Genomic DNA, 14,372 nt, shown 5'->3' with positions numbered 1-14,372 from the left:
ATGCTCAACGCCATCCAGTGGGACAGCACCCTGATTCGCCGCTACGACCAGGCCGGCCCGCGCTACACCTCCTATCCAACCGCGCTGCAATTCCATGAGCGCATCAGCCAGTTCGACATGCTGCACGCCCTGCGCGAAAGTCGCAAAGCGCTGCGGCCGCTGTCGCTGTATGTGCACATCCCGTTCTGCGCGCACATCTGCTACTACTGCGCCTGCAACAAGGTGATCACCAAGGATCGCGGCCGCGCTCAGCCCTATCTGGAAAAGCTCGAACGCGAAATAGAGATCATCAGCCGTCACCTCGACCCGCAGCAGAAAGTCGAGCAACTGCACTTCGGCGGCGGCACCCCGACCTTTCTCAGCCACGATGAACTGCGCCATCTGATGGGCCACCTGCGCCAGCACTTCAACCTGCTGGATGACGACAGCGGCGACTACAGCATCGAGATCGACCCGCGCGAAGCCGACTGGTCGACCATGGGCCTGCTCCGCGAGCTGGGTTTCAACCGGGTCAGCCTGGGTGTGCAGGACCTCGACCCGGCCGTGCAACGGGCGGTCAATCGCCTGCAAACCCTGGAAGAAACCCGCGCCATCGTCGAAGCGGCGCGCACCCTGCAGTTCCGCTCGGTAAACATCGACCTGATCTACGGCCTGCCGCTGCAAACCCCGGAGCGCTTCGCCCGCACCGTGGCTGAAGTGATTGCCCTGCAGCCGGATCGCCTGTCGCTGTTCAATTACGCCCACCTGCCGGAGCGCTTTATGCCACAGCGGCGGATCAACACCTGCGACTTGCCCAGCCCAGGTGACAAGCTGGCCATGTTGCAGGCCAGCATCGAGCAACTGAGCGCCGCCGGTTACCGCTATATAGGCATGGATCACTTCGCCCTGCCTGACGACGAACTGGCCAGCGCCCAGGAAGACGGCAGCCTGCAACGCAACTTCCAAGGCTACACCACCCACGGCCATTGCGACCTGATCGGTCTAGGCGTGTCATCGATCAGCCAGATTGGCGATCTGTACTGCCAGAACAACAGCGACCTGAGCAAATACCAGGACTGCCTCGGCCACAGCGAACTGGCCACCCTACGCGGCCTGCATTGTGATGCCGACGACCGTCTGCGCCGGGCGGTAATTCAACAGCTGATCTGCCATTTCCAGTTGCGCTTTGTTGATATCGAGCAGGCTTATGCCATCGATTTTCGCAGTTACTTTGCCGATATCTGGCCGCAACTGCAGCAGATGGCCAGTGATGGATTGATTGAGCTGAATGCCCAGGGCATCGAAGTGCGGCCCGCGGGTCGCCTGCTGGTGCGCTCGCTGTGTATGCTGTTTGATCGCTACCTGACCGAGCTGAGCAGGCAGCGTTTTTCCCGAGTGATTTAGTAGGCAAGCTCTATTTCATGATCAGGCTGGCCACTTCCTGCATCTGCTGATCACTCAGATCCTGCTCGCGCATAACCTTGATCAGCGTCGCATTGGCGCTGCTCAAGGCGCCCTGCAGAGAAGCCAGCTCGCCCTGTAGCATTTCGATCTTTATACGCTTGGCCTCGGGATCGAGGCTCTGATCGCTCATCACCTCTTTCAGCTCGTCTTTCTTCGCCTCGATCTGCGCCTTGAGCTCACGGATTCGCTTGAGCAGATCCTTGACCACATCCGGCAGGCTGCTCTCATCAATATCGCGGTTTTTCTGCGCGGCGGCGGAGCGCGCCTTGCCCAGCTCCGACAGACTAACCCGCAGGCTGTCGCGCAGTGCCTGCTCATCCCCTTCGCTGCTCGCCACAACGCCCTCGGCCGCAGCACTCTTGCGCTCCAGCGCGAGGTTCATACGGGTGCTCAACTGAGTCGATTCCAGACGCATAGCGATGCTCCTTGCCGATATTCAAAGCCGCCTGGGTTATCGGCCAGCCAGGATAAAACTTGAACATTCGATCAGACTTGCGTCTTAGTGGCTCTGTTCTGCGCCCTGCTGTAACCTTACGGCTATTGTGTGTTTAGCCAGGATCGCCAGCGATGTCCGAAAGCATCAAGTTGCATACCCCACACCAAGCCCATTGCAAGGATTGCAGCCTGGCGAGCTTGTGCCTGCCGCTGTCCCTGAACCTGGAGGACATGGACGCGCTCGACGAAATCGTCAAACGCGGCCGCCCGCTGAAAAAGGGCGAATTCCTGTTCCGCCAGGGCGATGCCTTCAATTCGGTGTTCGCCGTGCGTTCCGGCGCACTGAAAACCTTCAGCCTGAGCGACAGCGGTGATGAGCAGATCACCGGCTTCCACCTGCCCAGCGAGCTGGTCGGCCTGTCCGGCATGGACAGCGAGAGCTACCCCGTGTCGGCCATGGCCCTGGAAACCACTTCGGTATGCGAAATCCCCTTCGAACGTCTCGACGAGCTCTCGGTGCAGCTGCCGCAACTGCGCCGCCAGCTGATGCGCATCATGAGCCGGGAGATCCGCGACGATCAGCAGATGATGATGCTGCTCTCGAAGAAAACCGCCGACGAACGCATTGCGACCTTTCTGGTCAACCTCTCGGCACGCTTCCGCGCCCGCGGCTTCTCAGCCAATCAGTTCCGCCTGGCCATGTCGCGCAACGAAATTGGTAACTATTTGGGCCTTGCGGTGGAGACCGTATCGCGGGTATTTACCCGCTTCCAACAGAACAAGCTGCTCGAAGCCGAAGGCAAGGAAGTGCATATCCTCGACCCCATCGAGCTGTGCGCCCTGGCCGGCGGTAACCTCGAGGGCTGATCGACCCGCCCTGAGGACCTAGCCGATGATCTTCGACGAATTCACTATCAAAACCCTGATCCGCCCGGTGCTGGACTTCCCCAAACCGGGGATGATCTTTCGCGATATCACCCCGCTGTTCCAGTCGCCACGTGCCCTGCGCATGGTCGCCGACAGCTTTATCCAGCGTTACGTCGAAGCCGATTTCAGCCATATAGGCGCCATGGATGCGCGCGGGTTTCTGATCGGCTCGATCATCGCCTATGAACTGAACAAGCCACTGATTCTGTTCCGCAAGCAGGGCAAACTGCCTGCCGATGTGCTCAGCGAGAGCTACCAGACCGAGCACGGCGAAGCCAAACTGGAAGTGCACGCCGACAGCCTCTGCGAAGGCGACAAGGTGCTGATTTTCGATGACCTGATCGCCACCGGCGGCACCCTGCTGGCCGCCGCACAACTGGTACGGCGCATGGGCGCGAGCATCATCGAAGCCGCCGCAATCATCGACCTGCCCGAGCTGGGCGGCTCGCAGAAACTGCAGGACAGCGGCATCCCCACCTTTGCCCTGACCCGCTTCGCCCTCACCGACCAATAACTCTGCTTCACGGCCCTGACGGCAGCGCTGCATGTCCGGGCCTGGCTGCCCCTCGCCAACTGATTCGCCCACCGTCTACACAAGTACCCACAGACCATGAATGAAATACCCATGAACCCGACAGCCAGCCACTGGCGTCTGCGCCTCGGCGCGCTGATGGAAAGCAAAGCCATTACCCGCCTGGTTACCACCCTGATCGTGCTCAACGCCGCCATTCTCGGCATCCAGACCTACCCAGGCCTGATGGCCGAATGGGGCGAGCTGCTGCTGACGCTGGATCAGCTGATTCTCGCGGTGTTTATCCTGGAGCTGGCGCTGCGCTTTGTTGCCCGCGGCCTGGGTCTGCTGCGTGACCCCTGGGCGGTATTTGACTGCCTGGTGGTAGGCGTTGCGCTGGTGCCGTCCAGCGGTCCATTCGCCGTGCTGCGTGCGCTGCGCGTGTTGCGCGTGCTGCGACTGATCTCGATCAACCCGAACATGCGCCGAGTGGTCGAAGCACTGCTGTCCTCGCTGCCAGGCATGGGCAGCATCGCCATGTTGCTCGGCCTGGTGTTCTACGTGGCGGCGGTGATGGCCACGCAACTGTTCGGCGAAGCCTTCCCCGAATGGTTCGGCAGCCTCGGTGCCAGCCTCTATACCCTGTTCCAGGTGATGACCCTGGAAAGCTGGTCGATGGGCATCGTGCGCCCGGTAATGGAGCAGTTCCCGCTGGCGTGGATGTATTTCCTGCCGTTTATCCTGATTGCCACCTTTATGATGCTCAATCTGTTTATCGCTGTGGTGGTCAATGCCATGCAGACCACCCATGAACAGGAAGCCAAGCTGGCGCCGCCCTCGCCCACCGAACAATTGCTGCTCGATGAACTGCGCGCCTTGCGCACGGAAGTTGCTGAGCTGCGCCAGCAACGCTGAGCGTCCTAAAACAGTGACAATCAGCAGCCCTGCCGTGCCTTCCTCGTGCGGCAGGGCTGTATCGAAGCGCCCCGCCCCGCCCCGACCAGCCCACTCGCTGCTAGCTCGCGTCCTTAAAGCGCCAGGCGTGACGAACTGTCCGACAACTATCCATAAGTTGGCGTAATTCCGGCCGCCCTGGCCAGGAATGACCTCGCGCCTAAAACGCCCTCGGCTAAAGATAAATCACGGCCCAAGACAGCCCAGCCTGTCGTCCCAAGCCCCATAACAAGAGCGGTCGCGAACGCGATCAAGATGCCGAGGAGTCGCCCTTATGACAGCCAAAACCAGCACCCCAACCGCCAGTTTCCCCGTGCGTCGCATGGACTTCAGCTTCGATGAAAGCCAGAAGTTCTGGTTTGCCGGCGCCCCCTTTATGAGCCACTTCATGAACAACCTGTCGTCGTTGTTTCCCTATGGCGAGAAGTTCTTCGTCGACAGCGTGCGCGCCGTGCGCGAACAGGTGAGCGAGCCGCAGCTGAAGAAGGACATCAGCGCCTTCATCGGCCAGGAAGCCATGCATTCCAAGGAACACGCGGCCTACAACGACTACGCCGCCGAGCACAATATCGACCTAGAGTTGCTGGAACTGCGCATCAAGGTGCTGCTGGAGTGGGTTACCAAGATCACCACCAAGAAGCAGCGTCTGGCTGCCACCTGTGCCCTGGAGCACTTCACCGCAACCATGGCCGAGCAACTGCTGCAACGCGAAGACCTGACCACCCAGATGAACGACCCCAAGCTGTATCAACTGTGGATGTGGCACGCGATTGAAGAGAACGAGCATAAGGCAGTCTGCTACGACGTATACCAGAAGGTCTACGGCGGCTACTTCACCCGCGTTGGCATGATGGCGATTTCCACGGTGATCTTCTTCGGCGTGATCGGCTGGTTCCAGCTACACCTGCTGCGCAAAGACGGCCAACTGTTCAACTGGCGCAGCTGGGGCAAAGGCCTGAAGACCCTGTTTGGCCCACGCAACGGCTTCCTGAGCAAACTGATCCTGCCGTACCTGGACTACTACCGCCCTGGTTTCCATCCGCTGGACCACGATAGCAAGGCGCTGGAAAAACGCTGGCGCCAGCGTCTGGGCTTCAGCTAAGCCCAGCTTGCCGAGGCTGACCGCTAATTCGCGTCAGCCTCGGCCCGGCTTTTCAGCGTGCGCAACACATGCTCGGCCAGGCCGGCACCCGCCTCACTCATCGTCAGGTAAGTACGGTCGGCTCCGGCCTGCTGGATACGCATGGCGATATCCTCGTACAGCGCATGGGACACCACCAAACCGTTAAACCCGCGCTCGCGCAGCTTCTGCGTGGCAATCACCTTGGCCTCTTCATCGTTGAGCGCAAGGATCACCGCGTCGATATTGGGCATCTGCAGGTGCTGCCAGAACATCGGGTCCTCACCGTCGGCAAACAGCACGCTACGTCCTACCTTGTTGCTCTGCTCGATCACCACCGGGTCGGAATCCAGACCGACCACCTGATAGCCCTTCTCCCGCAAGTAGTCATAAGCTGCACGCCCGGTACGCCCCATACCCATCACCAGCACCTGGGAAAAGCCGAGAGAAACCGGCTGCTCATCCGGATGACGGATATTGCGTTCAAGGGCCGTCAAACGTTTAGCCAGGCGCTCGTATAGCGGGTGAACAACCCGGTTGAGCGGTGCGGAAATCACAAAAGACAGGGCCACGGTAATGGCCAGGGGAATCATCCACTCCGGCAGCACCACGCTGGCCATGATCAGGCCGAATTCGCTGTAGTTGGTCAGGGTCACGCTGCTGAGAAAGGCACTGCGCGCGCGCAAGCGGAACAACAGAAAGAGGAAGAAGAACAGCACGCCCTTGAGCGGCAGCAGCACCGCCATGACCAGGGCGAACTTCAAGGCTGCGGCATCCGGTAGCCCACCAATGCCGATCTGCAGAAAGAAGCCGACCAGAAAGATTTCCTTGATGCCCCACAGCGAGTTGGCCAGCTCGGTGGCGCGCTTGTGCTTGGCCAGCATGGCACCGAAGGCCAACGCGCCCAGCTCGGAACTCAGCCCCAATTGCTCGAAGCCGTAACCGCCCAGCACCAGCGCCAGCAGCAAGCCGAGCAGCACCATCAGCTCCTCGTGACCGCTGACATCGAGCAGCTTAAACAGCAACGGGCGCAGCAGTGGCAAACCGAACAGCAGCAATGCCCAGGCCGAAGGCACCTTGCCACTGGCCAGGCTCATCACCACCAGGGCAATCAGGTCCTGGATGATCAACACGCCAATCGCCACGCGCCCGTGGAAGGCGCGCAGCTCGCGCTTACCCTCCAGCACCTTGGCCGCCAGCACCGTGCTGGAAAACGACAGGGCAATGGCCAACAGCAGTCCCTGCTGCCAGGGCAACTCCAGCAGCAACAGAATCGCCGGGAGGAAGATCAGACTGGAAATAGCGAAATGCAGTAGGCCGCCGCCGATCACTTCACGCCGCACCAGGTTGCCGATTTTCAGCTTGAGGCCCACGGTAAACAGCAACAGCAGCACACCCAGATGGGCGACGTGATCCAACACCACACTGTCACGCGGGCCAACGCCGATATGCTCGCCAAAACCGGCCAGAGCAAAGCCAGCCGCCAGGTAGCCCACCAGCGGCGGCAGGCCAATACCCCGCGCCACCAGCCCCATGACAAAGGCAAAAGCAATCCAGGTGGCTTCAATCATGGGGGATCCTTAGTGGGGAAAACGTTGGAACAGCACGGCAGCACTATGCCGATCTAGCATAACGCCCGCAGATGGCACCGCCATTGATTCGCCTCAGTTGTAGCCGCGTTTATTCGGCGGGCAACTTCAACTGCCCCAGACTTTGCAACACGCTGGCCCCGGTAAACAGCATAACGATCTGCTCTTCGGCCAGTGCACAGATCGCCGCTTGCCGCTCAGGCTGCTCGATATAGTCCAGCGACAGCTGGAACAGGTTGCGGCTGATCAGGTTCGACACCTGCCGTACCACTGACGGGTTGACCATGTCCGGCAACAGCTTGAAGGCAATGATGTCCTCGGCCATGTCCGCGCCAAACTCATCCATCACCTCCTGCAGCGCCGCCCGCAGCGCCGCCCGCAGCACCGCAGAAGCACCATGCAGTTCGCGCACTCCGATGATGAAAGCTTCGGGGTTCTGCGCAACAAAATCGAAGAACAGCTGCACGGTTTCGTGGCACACCCGCCGGCCGCGTTGCAAGTCAATGCCAAACAGCATCGGCAGGCTTTTGCGTCTCGTCTGCACCGCTCGCTCGGCCGCCTCACGGCGCAGGTCGCGCAGCGGTTGGCGCAGCTGGGTGGAGATCTGCCGAATCACCGTCAACCCCAGGTCATCCACATCCTTGAAGTGCCTATAGAAGGTATTGGGGTTGAGCCCCGCCTCACGCGCCAACTCGCGCAGGCCCAGATTACTCAAGCTGCGACTAGTTGAGGTGAGACGTAACGCGGCCTCCAGTAGCAGAGTCTTGCCTGGGGCCTCGGTGGCTTTTTCTGCGGCTGGCTGCTGCTCGCTGGCGTCTGCCTGCATAACGAACCCTACCTAAAAGTTGGCTTGTGAGAATGCTGCTTGCTGGCGAGTATACATTTGTCTACCTTGGTATACAGCTGTATACGCCAGCAATAAACATAACAGGAGCTTGGCCATGAATGCACCCGTCTCACCCCCAACTGCCACCCGCCACTGCAAGGTAGCCATAATCGGCACGGGCTTCTCCGGCCTGGGCATGGCCATCCGCCTGAAGCAGGCTGGTGAACATGATTTCCTGCTGTTCGAGAAAGAAGCTGGCGTCGGCGGTACCTGGCGGGTCAACAACTACCCGGGTTGCGGCTGTGACGTGCAATCGCACCTGTATTCGTTCTCCTTCGAGCAGAACCCCAACTGGACGCGCATGTTCGCCAAGCAACCAGAAATCCAGGGTTATCTGGAAGGCTGCTGGAGCAAGTATCGCCTGCAAAACCACACCCAGCTGAACACCGAAATCACCCGCCTCGCCTGGGATGAACAGCAGGAGCTGTGGCAGATCAGTGACAGCGCCGGTAACAGCTACACCGCACAATTTGTGGTGTCCGGCATGGGTGCACTGTCCACTCCCTCGATTCCGGCGCTCAAGGGCCTGGGCGACTTCACCGGCAAGATCTTCCACTCGCAGCAGTGGGACCACAGCTATGACCTCACGGGTAAGCGTATCGCAGTAATCGGCACCGGCGCCTCGTCGATTCAGTTCGTGCCGCAGATCCAGAAGCAGGTCAGCCAGCTCGATCTGTACCAGCGCACCGCACCGTGGATCATGCCCAAGCCCGACCGTGCCATCAGCGAGCGCGAGCGCAACCGCTTCAAACGCTTCCCGCTGCTGCAAAAACTCTGGCGCGGCGCCATCTATGCCCTGCTGGAAAGCCGGGTGATCGGCTTTGCCATGCTGCCCAAGGTGATGACCGTCGCGCAGAAAGTCGGCAAGTGGTACATCAACAAGCAGATCAAAGACCCGGTACTGCGCGCCAAGGTCACCCCGGATTACCTGATGGGTTGCAAGCGCGTGCTGATCTCCAACGATTATTTCCCGGCGCTGACCCAGCCTAACGTCGACCTGATCACCGATGGCATTGAGGAAATCCGCAGCGGCAGCATCCGCACCGTGGACGGTAAAGAGCGCGAGATTGACGCGATCATCTTCGGTACCGGCTTCACCCCGAGCGATCCACTGCCGCGCGGCGTGGTGTTTGGTCGTGGCGGTGTCGACCTGCTCGACACCTGGCCGGAAGGCCCGCAGGCCTACAAAGGCTCGCTGACCGCCGGCTTCCCCAACCTGTTCTTCCTGATGGGGCCGAACACCGGTCTGGGCCATAACTCGATGGTCTATATGATCGAGTCGCAGATACATTACGTGCTCGGCGCGCTCAAGCTGGTGGGTGAGCAAGAACTGCAGAGCCTGGAGGTCAAACAGGCAGTGCAAGACAAGTTCAACGGCAAGCTGCAGGGCAGCCTGGGCAACACCGTGTGGAATGCCGGCGGCTGCAAGAGCTGGTATCTGCACCCGGTGAGCGGTCGCAACTGCACCGTATGGCCTGGTTTTACCTGGCGTTTTCGCCTGCTGACGCGCAACTTTGACCCAGCGGCCTATCATTTCAGCCGCAAGCACGCGGCACACCCGGCGCAGAACAGCGCTATCCAGTTGGCTGCCCAGGAGGCCAGCGCATGAAGTCGTTTGAAAACAAGGTAGCCGCCATCACCGGCGCGGGTTCCGGCATTGGCCGTGCACTGGCTTTCGGCCTGGCTCGTCAGGGGTGCCAACTGGCGCTCTCCGATGTGAATGCCGAAGGGCTGGCGGAAACCGCCGCCCAGGCACGCAAGCTCGGTGTGCAGGTCAGTGAAACCCTGGTCAACGTTGCCGACCGTGAGGCCGTGCATGCCTGGGCCGATCAAGTAGTGAGCGAGTTCGGTCGGGTCAACGCAATCTTCAACAACGCCGGCGTGGCCCAGGGCGGCACCGTGGAAGGCAACGACTACGCCGACTACGAGTGGATCATGAACATCAACTTCTGGGGCGTGGTCAACGGCACCAAGGCCTTCCTGCCGCATATCAAAGCCAGCGGCCAGGGCCATATCGTCAACGTTTCCAGCGTCTTCGGACTGTTTTCCCAGCCGGGTATGAGCGCCTATAACGCCAGCAAATTTGCCGTGCGCGGCTTTACCGAGTCGCTGCGCCAGGAACTGGACATGGCCGACTGCGGCGTATCGGCCAGCTGCGTGCACCCTGGCGGGATCAAGACCAATATCGCCAAGACCGCGCGGATGAATGCCAGCCTGAGCAGCGTCACCGGCCAGGACGCCGACAAGGCGCGCCAGCAGTTCAACGATCAGTTGCTGCGCACCACGCCGGAGAAAGCCGCCCAGGTGATCATCAACGGTGCGCTGGCGAACAAGCGGCGCATCCTGATCGGCCCGGACGCCTACGCCCTGGATGGCATGCAACGCCTATGGCCGGCCTTCTATCAACGCCTGGTGACCGCCTCCATGCGTCTGGCCGCCCGCTTTGCGCCGAAAGGCTCAAGCAAGAAAGCCCAGGCGGCCGTGGAGTAGTCGGCTAACGCCCAAGCCCCAGCACCGCAGGTGTCTGGGGCTTTTTTATGCCTGCCATCCCTGGTGGCCACCCTGCGGGCCGTCGCTACGGGACGTTAAAATGGCTCCCGGCCGTTTTTAACGTCTAACGTTTGCTTGGCCGGATGAATACCGCGCGCATTCAATTGGCATAACAGTAGTTGGCGCGATAAATTGTCGGCACCTGTCCTGTGCCGCTGGAGAACGCCATGACTACGCCAGACCCTTGCGCCGAACTGCTACTCGATAACCAGCTGTGCTTTGCCCTGTATTCGACTTCGCTGCTGTTGACCAAGGTCTACAAGCCGCTGCTACAGGAACTGGGCCTGACCTACCCGCAATACCTGGCGATGATGGTGCTCTGGGAAGGTGATGGCATCACCGTGGGCGAGATCAGCAACCGTCTGCTCACCGACCCAGGTTCCGTCACCCCACTGCTCAAACGCCTGGAAGCCGAAGGCCTGCTCAAGCGCACCCGCAGCAGTGTCGACGAGCGTGTGGTCGAGCTGTTCCTCACCGACAAAGGCCACAACCTGCGCGAACAAGCCAAGCGCATACCCGGATGCATCCTCACCGCCACCCAGCAATCCGCGGCAGAACTCGGCGCCCTGAAAGCTGAGCTGGTCACCCTGCGCAGCAACCTGCAGCATGCCGTGTAAGCACCAGGCCGACGAGGCTGTCGCCCGCGCCGGTAACCTCGCCGTCCACCTCCCGCCCTCTTAGCGGTTATTTTCCCGCTCGGCTCAGCATCTCCATCCAACCGCCACGCTCAGAAGCTCGCGCAACCGCCCGCCACGCCTGGCTTATGCCTGAATACAGCAGCGCTTATCGCTAAATGTTCAAAAATATATCTTGCGCGCTAAATTAATGCTGGCTAGAGTTCGCCTCATTGATTGATTAGCGCGCAAAATATTAGCGCGAAAATACCACGTAGACCTGCAGTTATCTTCATCCAACCCAACAACCTGACAGTCGTGGAGCACCGTTATGAAAACCCTGATCGCTTTCACCGCCCTGCTCGCCCTTTCCGCCCCGGTTCTGGCTGACGACAGCCAGGCAGATGGCAAAGGCCTTTACCCGAACTGGCTGATCAGCCACGAAGGTTGATCGCCACCTGACACAGCAACGCTTTAAACAAACCATCCCAAACAGCTCGAGAGGATTACCACCATGTCGATTCAAACCATTGCTTACCGTGCCTATGCAGAAGCCACCGGCGGCCGTGACGGCCGCGCCATCTCCTCCGACGGCGTACTCGACGTCGCCCTGACCACCCCGAAAGAACTCGGCGGTGCTGGCGGTACGGGCACTAACCCCGAGCAGCTGTTCGCTGCCGGCTACTCAGCCTGCTTTATCGGCGCAATGAAATTCGTTGCCGGCCGCGACAAGCTAGCGATGCCAGCAGACGCCTCGATTGAAGGTGTCGTAGGTATCGGTGCGATCCCCAACGGTTTCGGCATCGAGGTCGAGCTGCGTATCAGCCTGCCGGGCATGGACCGTGAGCAAGCACAGACCCTGATCGACCGCGCGCACATCGTCTGCCCGTACTCCAACGCCACTCGCGGCAATATCGACGTCACCCTGACGCTGCTCGACTAACCCACCACTCACCCGGCCGCTGCCAGTCAGCGGCCCACCCAGGAGGCTGCACATGAACATCAAACACAGTTTGTCGATCGCCGTACTCGCCCTTGCCGTCAATAGCGCGTTTGCCGCTGGCAGCCCCGGGGTGGAACGCAATACCCAAGGTTTCCTCAATGCCCTCGCCGCTGGCGGTGGCAAGCCCCTCGAACAACTGAGCCCGAAAGATGCCCGCGCCGTATTGGTCGGTGCGCAGGCTGGGGTCAAGGTCGATGTATCCGGCATTCAAGTGACTGACAAAAACATCAGCGTCGATGGCCAGTCGATCCAGCTCAAAGTTGTGCGTCCGGCCGATGCCCAGGGCACGCTGCCGGTCTTTATGTTCTTCCATGGTGGCGGCTGGGTACTGGGCGACTACCCGACCCACGAACGGCTGATCCGTGACCTGGTGGTAGGCTCCGGCGCGGCGGCGGTGTATGTCGACTACACCTCGTCACCCGAAGCCAAGTACCCGACTGCGATCAACCAGGCCTACGCCGCAACCCAGTGGGTGGCACAAAACGGTGCGCAGATTGGTGTCGACGGCAAGCGCCTGGCAGTGGCCGGCAACAGTGTGGGCGGAAATATGGCCGCTGTGGTCAGCCTGATGGCCAAAGACAAAGGCACCCCAGCGATCAAGTTCCAGCTGCTGATGTGGCCGGTAACCGACGCCAACTTCAACAACGCCTCCTACAACCAGTTCGCCGACGGTCACTTCCTCAGCAAGAGCCTGATGCAGTGGTTCTGGGACAACTACACCACCGACCCGAAACAGCGCGCCGAAATCTACGCCTCGCCGCTGCAGGCATCGGTGGAACAGCTGCAAGGCTTGCCGTCAGCCCTGGTGCAAACCGCCGAGTTCGACGTGCTGCGTGATGAAGGCGAAGCCTATGCGCGCAAGCTGGATGCGGCTGGTGTCAACGTCACCTACTTACGCTACAACGGCATGATCCATGACTTCGGCTTACTCAACGTGATCAGCCAGATACCCGGCACGCAAAGCGCCATGCAGCAAGCTGCAGCAGCGTTGAAAGCCAATCTCAAGTAGCCCGCGTTACAACAAAACGCCCCGACGCGCTTAGCGTGCCGGGGCGTTCTGCTGTTCAAGCGGCCTGGCATTGCAGGCTACGCAACAGGCCTTGCTGCAAGGTCTGGTCGAGCACCTGCTGCAACAGCGGCGCGGCGAAGAATGCCTGCAGCGCCGCTGTCGATTGCCAGCGACTCTGCAGCAGCCACTGCGCCGCATCATCCGGCAGCTGCTGCACCTCAACACCCAGGCAACCGGGAAAGGTCTGCATGGATTCACCCAAGCCATGCAGGCACAACCCCAACTGCTCGGTGCGTTCCGCCCTGGCATGCAGCACTGCTGCTATGACTCAGCATCGGCTTGCCCTCCAGGGATACAGGCTCAATAAGGACTGGCCGTCGGCCGCACGATCAGCTCGCTGACGTCGACATCCGCCGGTTGCTCGACCGCATAGGCGATAGCGCGGGCAACCGCATCCGGGGGAATGGCGACCTTGCGAAATGCCTTCATCGCCTCACGGCTCGACTCATCGGAAATGCTCTCAGCCAGCTCCGACTCGACCACGCCCGGCGATACCAGGGTCACGCGCTATCGCCGCCCACTTCCTGACGCAAGCCTTCGGAGATAGCGCGCACCGCATACTTGGTCGCGCAATAAACAGCACCGGTCGGTACCACGCTGTAGGCGCCAATGGAGGCGATATTGACGAACTGACCGCTGCGCTGACGCTGCATCACCGGCAACGCAGCGGCGATGCCGTGCAACACGCCACGGATATTCACGTCGATCATGCGGTTCCACTCATCGACCTTCAGCACATCCAGGCGCGACAGCGGCATGACCCCGGCGTTGTTGATCAGCACATCAACGCGGCCGTACTGCGCCAGAGCAACGTCGACAAATGCCTGGGTGTCAGCCTGGCTGGTCACGTCCAGGCGACGGTAATCCGCGTTGCCGCCAACCTCGCGGATCTCGCCGACCAACTGTTCCAGGCGCTCGGTACGCCGTGCGCCAAGCAACAACCGCGCACCCTTCTCGGCCAGCAAACGGGCACAGGCCTCGCCGATACCGCTGCTGGCGCCGGTGATCAGAATGACTTTGTCTTGGATATTCAACATGGCCGAATCCTCTGCAGGTAAGCGACAAGGGTTGCCGCAGCAACAACAGATTCGGCGAGATGACACGTTTTGGGCTAGACGATTTCTAGCGAATTATTGCCTAAAACTGCAAGCATCAAATCGGATACAACTCACTCACCACAAACCAAGACGAGATCAGAATTACACTGATAGCCCATAACGCTGGCTGTTTGCCTATTGCTAGCAAATTATTGCCTGATCCTGCAGCTCTTT

General features: G+C 60.4%; 14 protein-coding genes and 1 pseudogene. 10 read left to right on the top strand and 5 right to left on the bottom strand.

Features of this window, described 5'->3' with window-relative positions:
• Positions 1-1,383 carry an oxygen-independent coproporphyrinogen III oxidase gene (hemN, locus tag BLW24_RS19295; RefSeq protein ID WP_090385992.1) on the top strand — a complete coding sequence of 461 codons (1,383 nt, stop codon included), beginning with the start codon at positions 1-3 and terminating at the stop codon, positions 1,381-1,383.
• Between the two features lie 10 nt (positions 1,384-1,393).
• On the opposite strand, the gene BLW24_RS19290 is transcribed toward hemN, so the two are convergent.
• Positions 1,394-1,858 carry a DUF1931 family protein gene (locus BLW24_RS19290; RefSeq protein ID WP_090385989.1) on the bottom strand — a complete coding sequence of 155 codons (465 nt, stop codon included), beginning with the start codon at positions 1,856-1,858 and terminating at the stop codon, positions 1,394-1,396.
• 152 nt (positions 1,859-2,010) lie between these two features.
• Between BLW24_RS19290 and fnr the strand changes: the two genes are divergently transcribed.
• The 4 genes from fnr (at position 2,011) to BLW24_RS19270 (ending at position 5,372) form a co-directional block, all read left to right on the top strand.
• On the top strand, positions 2,011-2,745 hold the full coding sequence (gene fnr, locus BLW24_RS19285) for a fumarate/nitrate reduction transcriptional regulator Fnr (RefSeq protein ID WP_090385986.1): 735 nt from the start codon (positions 2,011-2,013) through the stop codon (positions 2,743-2,745).
• A 25-nt stretch (positions 2,746-2,770) separates the two neighbouring features.
• Positions 2,771-3,319: an adenine phosphoribosyltransferase gene (locus tag BLW24_RS19280; RefSeq protein WP_090385983.1), complete on the top strand. Its 549-nt coding sequence runs from the start codon at positions 2,771-2,773 to the stop codon at positions 3,317-3,319.
• 96 nt (positions 3,320-3,415) lie between these two features.
• Complete coding sequence (locus tag BLW24_RS19275) at positions 3,416-4,231, top strand: ion transporter (protein WP_090385980.1); 816 nt, start codon at positions 3,416-3,418, stop codon at positions 4,229-4,231.
• A gap of 313 nt (positions 4,232-4,544) precedes the next feature.
• The gene (locus tag BLW24_RS19270; protein ID WP_090385977.1) at positions 4,545-5,372 is read left to right on the top strand and encodes a metal-dependent hydrolase; all 828 of its coding nucleotides are present in this window, start codon (positions 4,545-4,547) and stop codon (positions 5,370-5,372) included.
• Positions 5,373-5,395: 23 nt separating this feature from the next.
• Here the strand turns inward: BLW24_RS19270 and BLW24_RS19265 are convergent, their stop codons facing one another.
• On the bottom strand, positions 5,396-6,961 hold the full coding sequence (locus BLW24_RS19265; RefSeq protein ID WP_090385974.1) for a cation:proton antiporter family protein: 1,566 nt from the start codon (positions 6,959-6,961) through the stop codon (positions 5,396-5,398).
• Between the two features lie 109 nt (positions 6,962-7,070).
• On the bottom strand, positions 7,071-7,805 hold the full coding sequence (locus BLW24_RS19260) for a TetR family transcriptional regulator (RefSeq protein ID WP_090385971.1): 735 nt from the start codon (positions 7,803-7,805) through the stop codon (positions 7,071-7,073).
• A gap of 115 nt (positions 7,806-7,920) precedes the next feature.
• Between BLW24_RS19260 and BLW24_RS19255 the strand changes: the two genes are divergently transcribed.
• From BLW24_RS19255 to BLW24_RS19235, 5 genes are all read left to right on the top strand, one after another.
• On the top strand, positions 7,921-9,474 hold the full coding sequence (locus tag BLW24_RS19255; RefSeq protein ID WP_090385968.1) for a flavin-containing monooxygenase: 1,554 nt from the start codon (positions 7,921-7,923) through the stop codon (positions 9,472-9,474).
• Entirely contained in the window at positions 9,471-10,355 is an 885-nt protein-coding gene (locus BLW24_RS19250) for an SDR family NAD(P)-dependent oxidoreductase (RefSeq protein ID WP_090385965.1), read from the top strand. Before BLW24_RS19255 ends, BLW24_RS19250 begins: the two co-directional genes overlap by 4 nt.
• A gap of 227 nt (positions 10,356-10,582) precedes the next feature.
• The gene (locus tag BLW24_RS19245) at positions 10,583-11,032 is read left to right on the top strand and encodes a MarR family winged helix-turn-helix transcriptional regulator (protein ID WP_090385962.1); all 450 of its coding nucleotides are present in this window, start codon (positions 10,583-10,585) and stop codon (positions 11,030-11,032) included.
• 511 nt (positions 11,033-11,543) lie between these two features.
• Positions 11,544-11,972, top strand: a complete 429-nt coding sequence (locus tag BLW24_RS19240; RefSeq protein WP_090385959.1) for an organic hydroperoxide resistance protein — start codon at positions 11,544-11,546, stop codon at positions 11,970-11,972.
• A 52-nt stretch (positions 11,973-12,024) separates the two neighbouring features.
• Entirely contained in the window at positions 12,025-13,041 is a 1,017-nt protein-coding gene (locus tag BLW24_RS19235; RefSeq protein ID WP_090385956.1) for an alpha/beta hydrolase, read from the top strand.
• Positions 13,042-13,096: 55 nt separating this feature from the next.
• Here the strand turns inward: BLW24_RS19235 and BLW24_RS19230 are convergent, their stop codons facing one another.
• Entirely contained in the window at positions 13,097-13,357 is a 261-nt protein-coding gene (locus BLW24_RS19230; protein WP_167360411.1) for a putative quinol monooxygenase, read from the bottom strand.
• A gap of 44 nt (positions 13,358-13,401) precedes the next feature.
• Positions 13,402-14,138: pseudogene (locus BLW24_RS19225) on the bottom strand (SDR family oxidoreductase).
• Between the last annotated feature and the right edge of the window lie 234 nt (positions 14,139-14,372).

Origin of the sequence: Pseudomonas anguilliseptica, assembly GCF_900105355.1 — a bacterium.
GTDB classification, from domain to species: Bacteria; Pseudomonadota; Gammaproteobacteria; order Pseudomonadales; family Pseudomonadaceae; genus Aquipseudomonas; species Aquipseudomonas anguilliseptica.
The sequence above is the reverse complement of the archived record's forward strand: the minus strand, read 5'-3'. Positions and strand labels throughout refer to the sequence as shown.

Bases quoted from the DNA above. Each gene is read 5' to 3' on its own strand.
- BLW24_RS19240 (WP_090385959.1), top strand. From the start codon at position 11,544: ATGTCGATTCAAACCATTGCTTACCGTGCCTATGCAGAAGCCACCGGC.
- hemN (WP_090385992.1), top strand. From the start codon at position 1: ATGCTCAACGCCATCCAGTGGGACAGCACCCTGATTCGCCGCTACGAC.
- BLW24_RS19250 (WP_090385965.1), top strand. From the start codon at position 9,471: ATGAAGTCGTTTGAAAACAAGGTAGCCGCCATCACCGGCGCGGGTTCC.
- BLW24_RS19270 (WP_090385977.1), top strand. From the start codon at position 4,545: ATGACAGCCAAAACCAGCACCCCAACCGCCAGTTTCCCCGTGCGTCGC.
- BLW24_RS19265 (WP_090385974.1), bottom strand. From the start codon at position 6,961: ATGATTGAAGCCACCTGGATTGCTTTTGCCTTTGTCATGGGGCTGGTG.
- BLW24_RS19235 (WP_090385956.1), top strand. From the start codon at position 12,025: ATGAACATCAAACACAGTTTGTCGATCGCCGTACTCGCCCTTGCCGTC.
- BLW24_RS19275 (WP_090385980.1), top strand. From the start codon at position 3,416: ATGAATGAAATACCCATGAACCCGACAGCCAGCCACTGGCGTCTGCGC.
- BLW24_RS19280 (WP_090385983.1), top strand. From the start codon at position 2,771: ATGATCTTCGACGAATTCACTATCAAAACCCTGATCCGCCCGGTGCTG.
- BLW24_RS19260 (WP_090385971.1), bottom strand. From the start codon at position 7,805: ATGCAGGCAGACGCCAGCGAGCAGCAGCCAGCCGCAGAAAAAGCCACC.
- BLW24_RS19290 (WP_090385989.1), bottom strand. From the start codon at position 1,858: ATGCGTCTGGAATCGACTCAGTTGAGCACCCGTATGAACCTCGCGCTG.
- BLW24_RS19255 (WP_090385968.1), top strand. From the start codon at position 7,921: ATGAATGCACCCGTCTCACCCCCAACTGCCACCCGCCACTGCAAGGTA.
- fnr (WP_090385986.1), top strand. From the start codon at position 2,011: ATGTCCGAAAGCATCAAGTTGCATACCCCACACCAAGCCCATTGCAAG.
- BLW24_RS19245 (WP_090385962.1), top strand. From the start codon at position 10,583: ATGACTACGCCAGACCCTTGCGCCGAACTGCTACTCGATAACCAGCTG.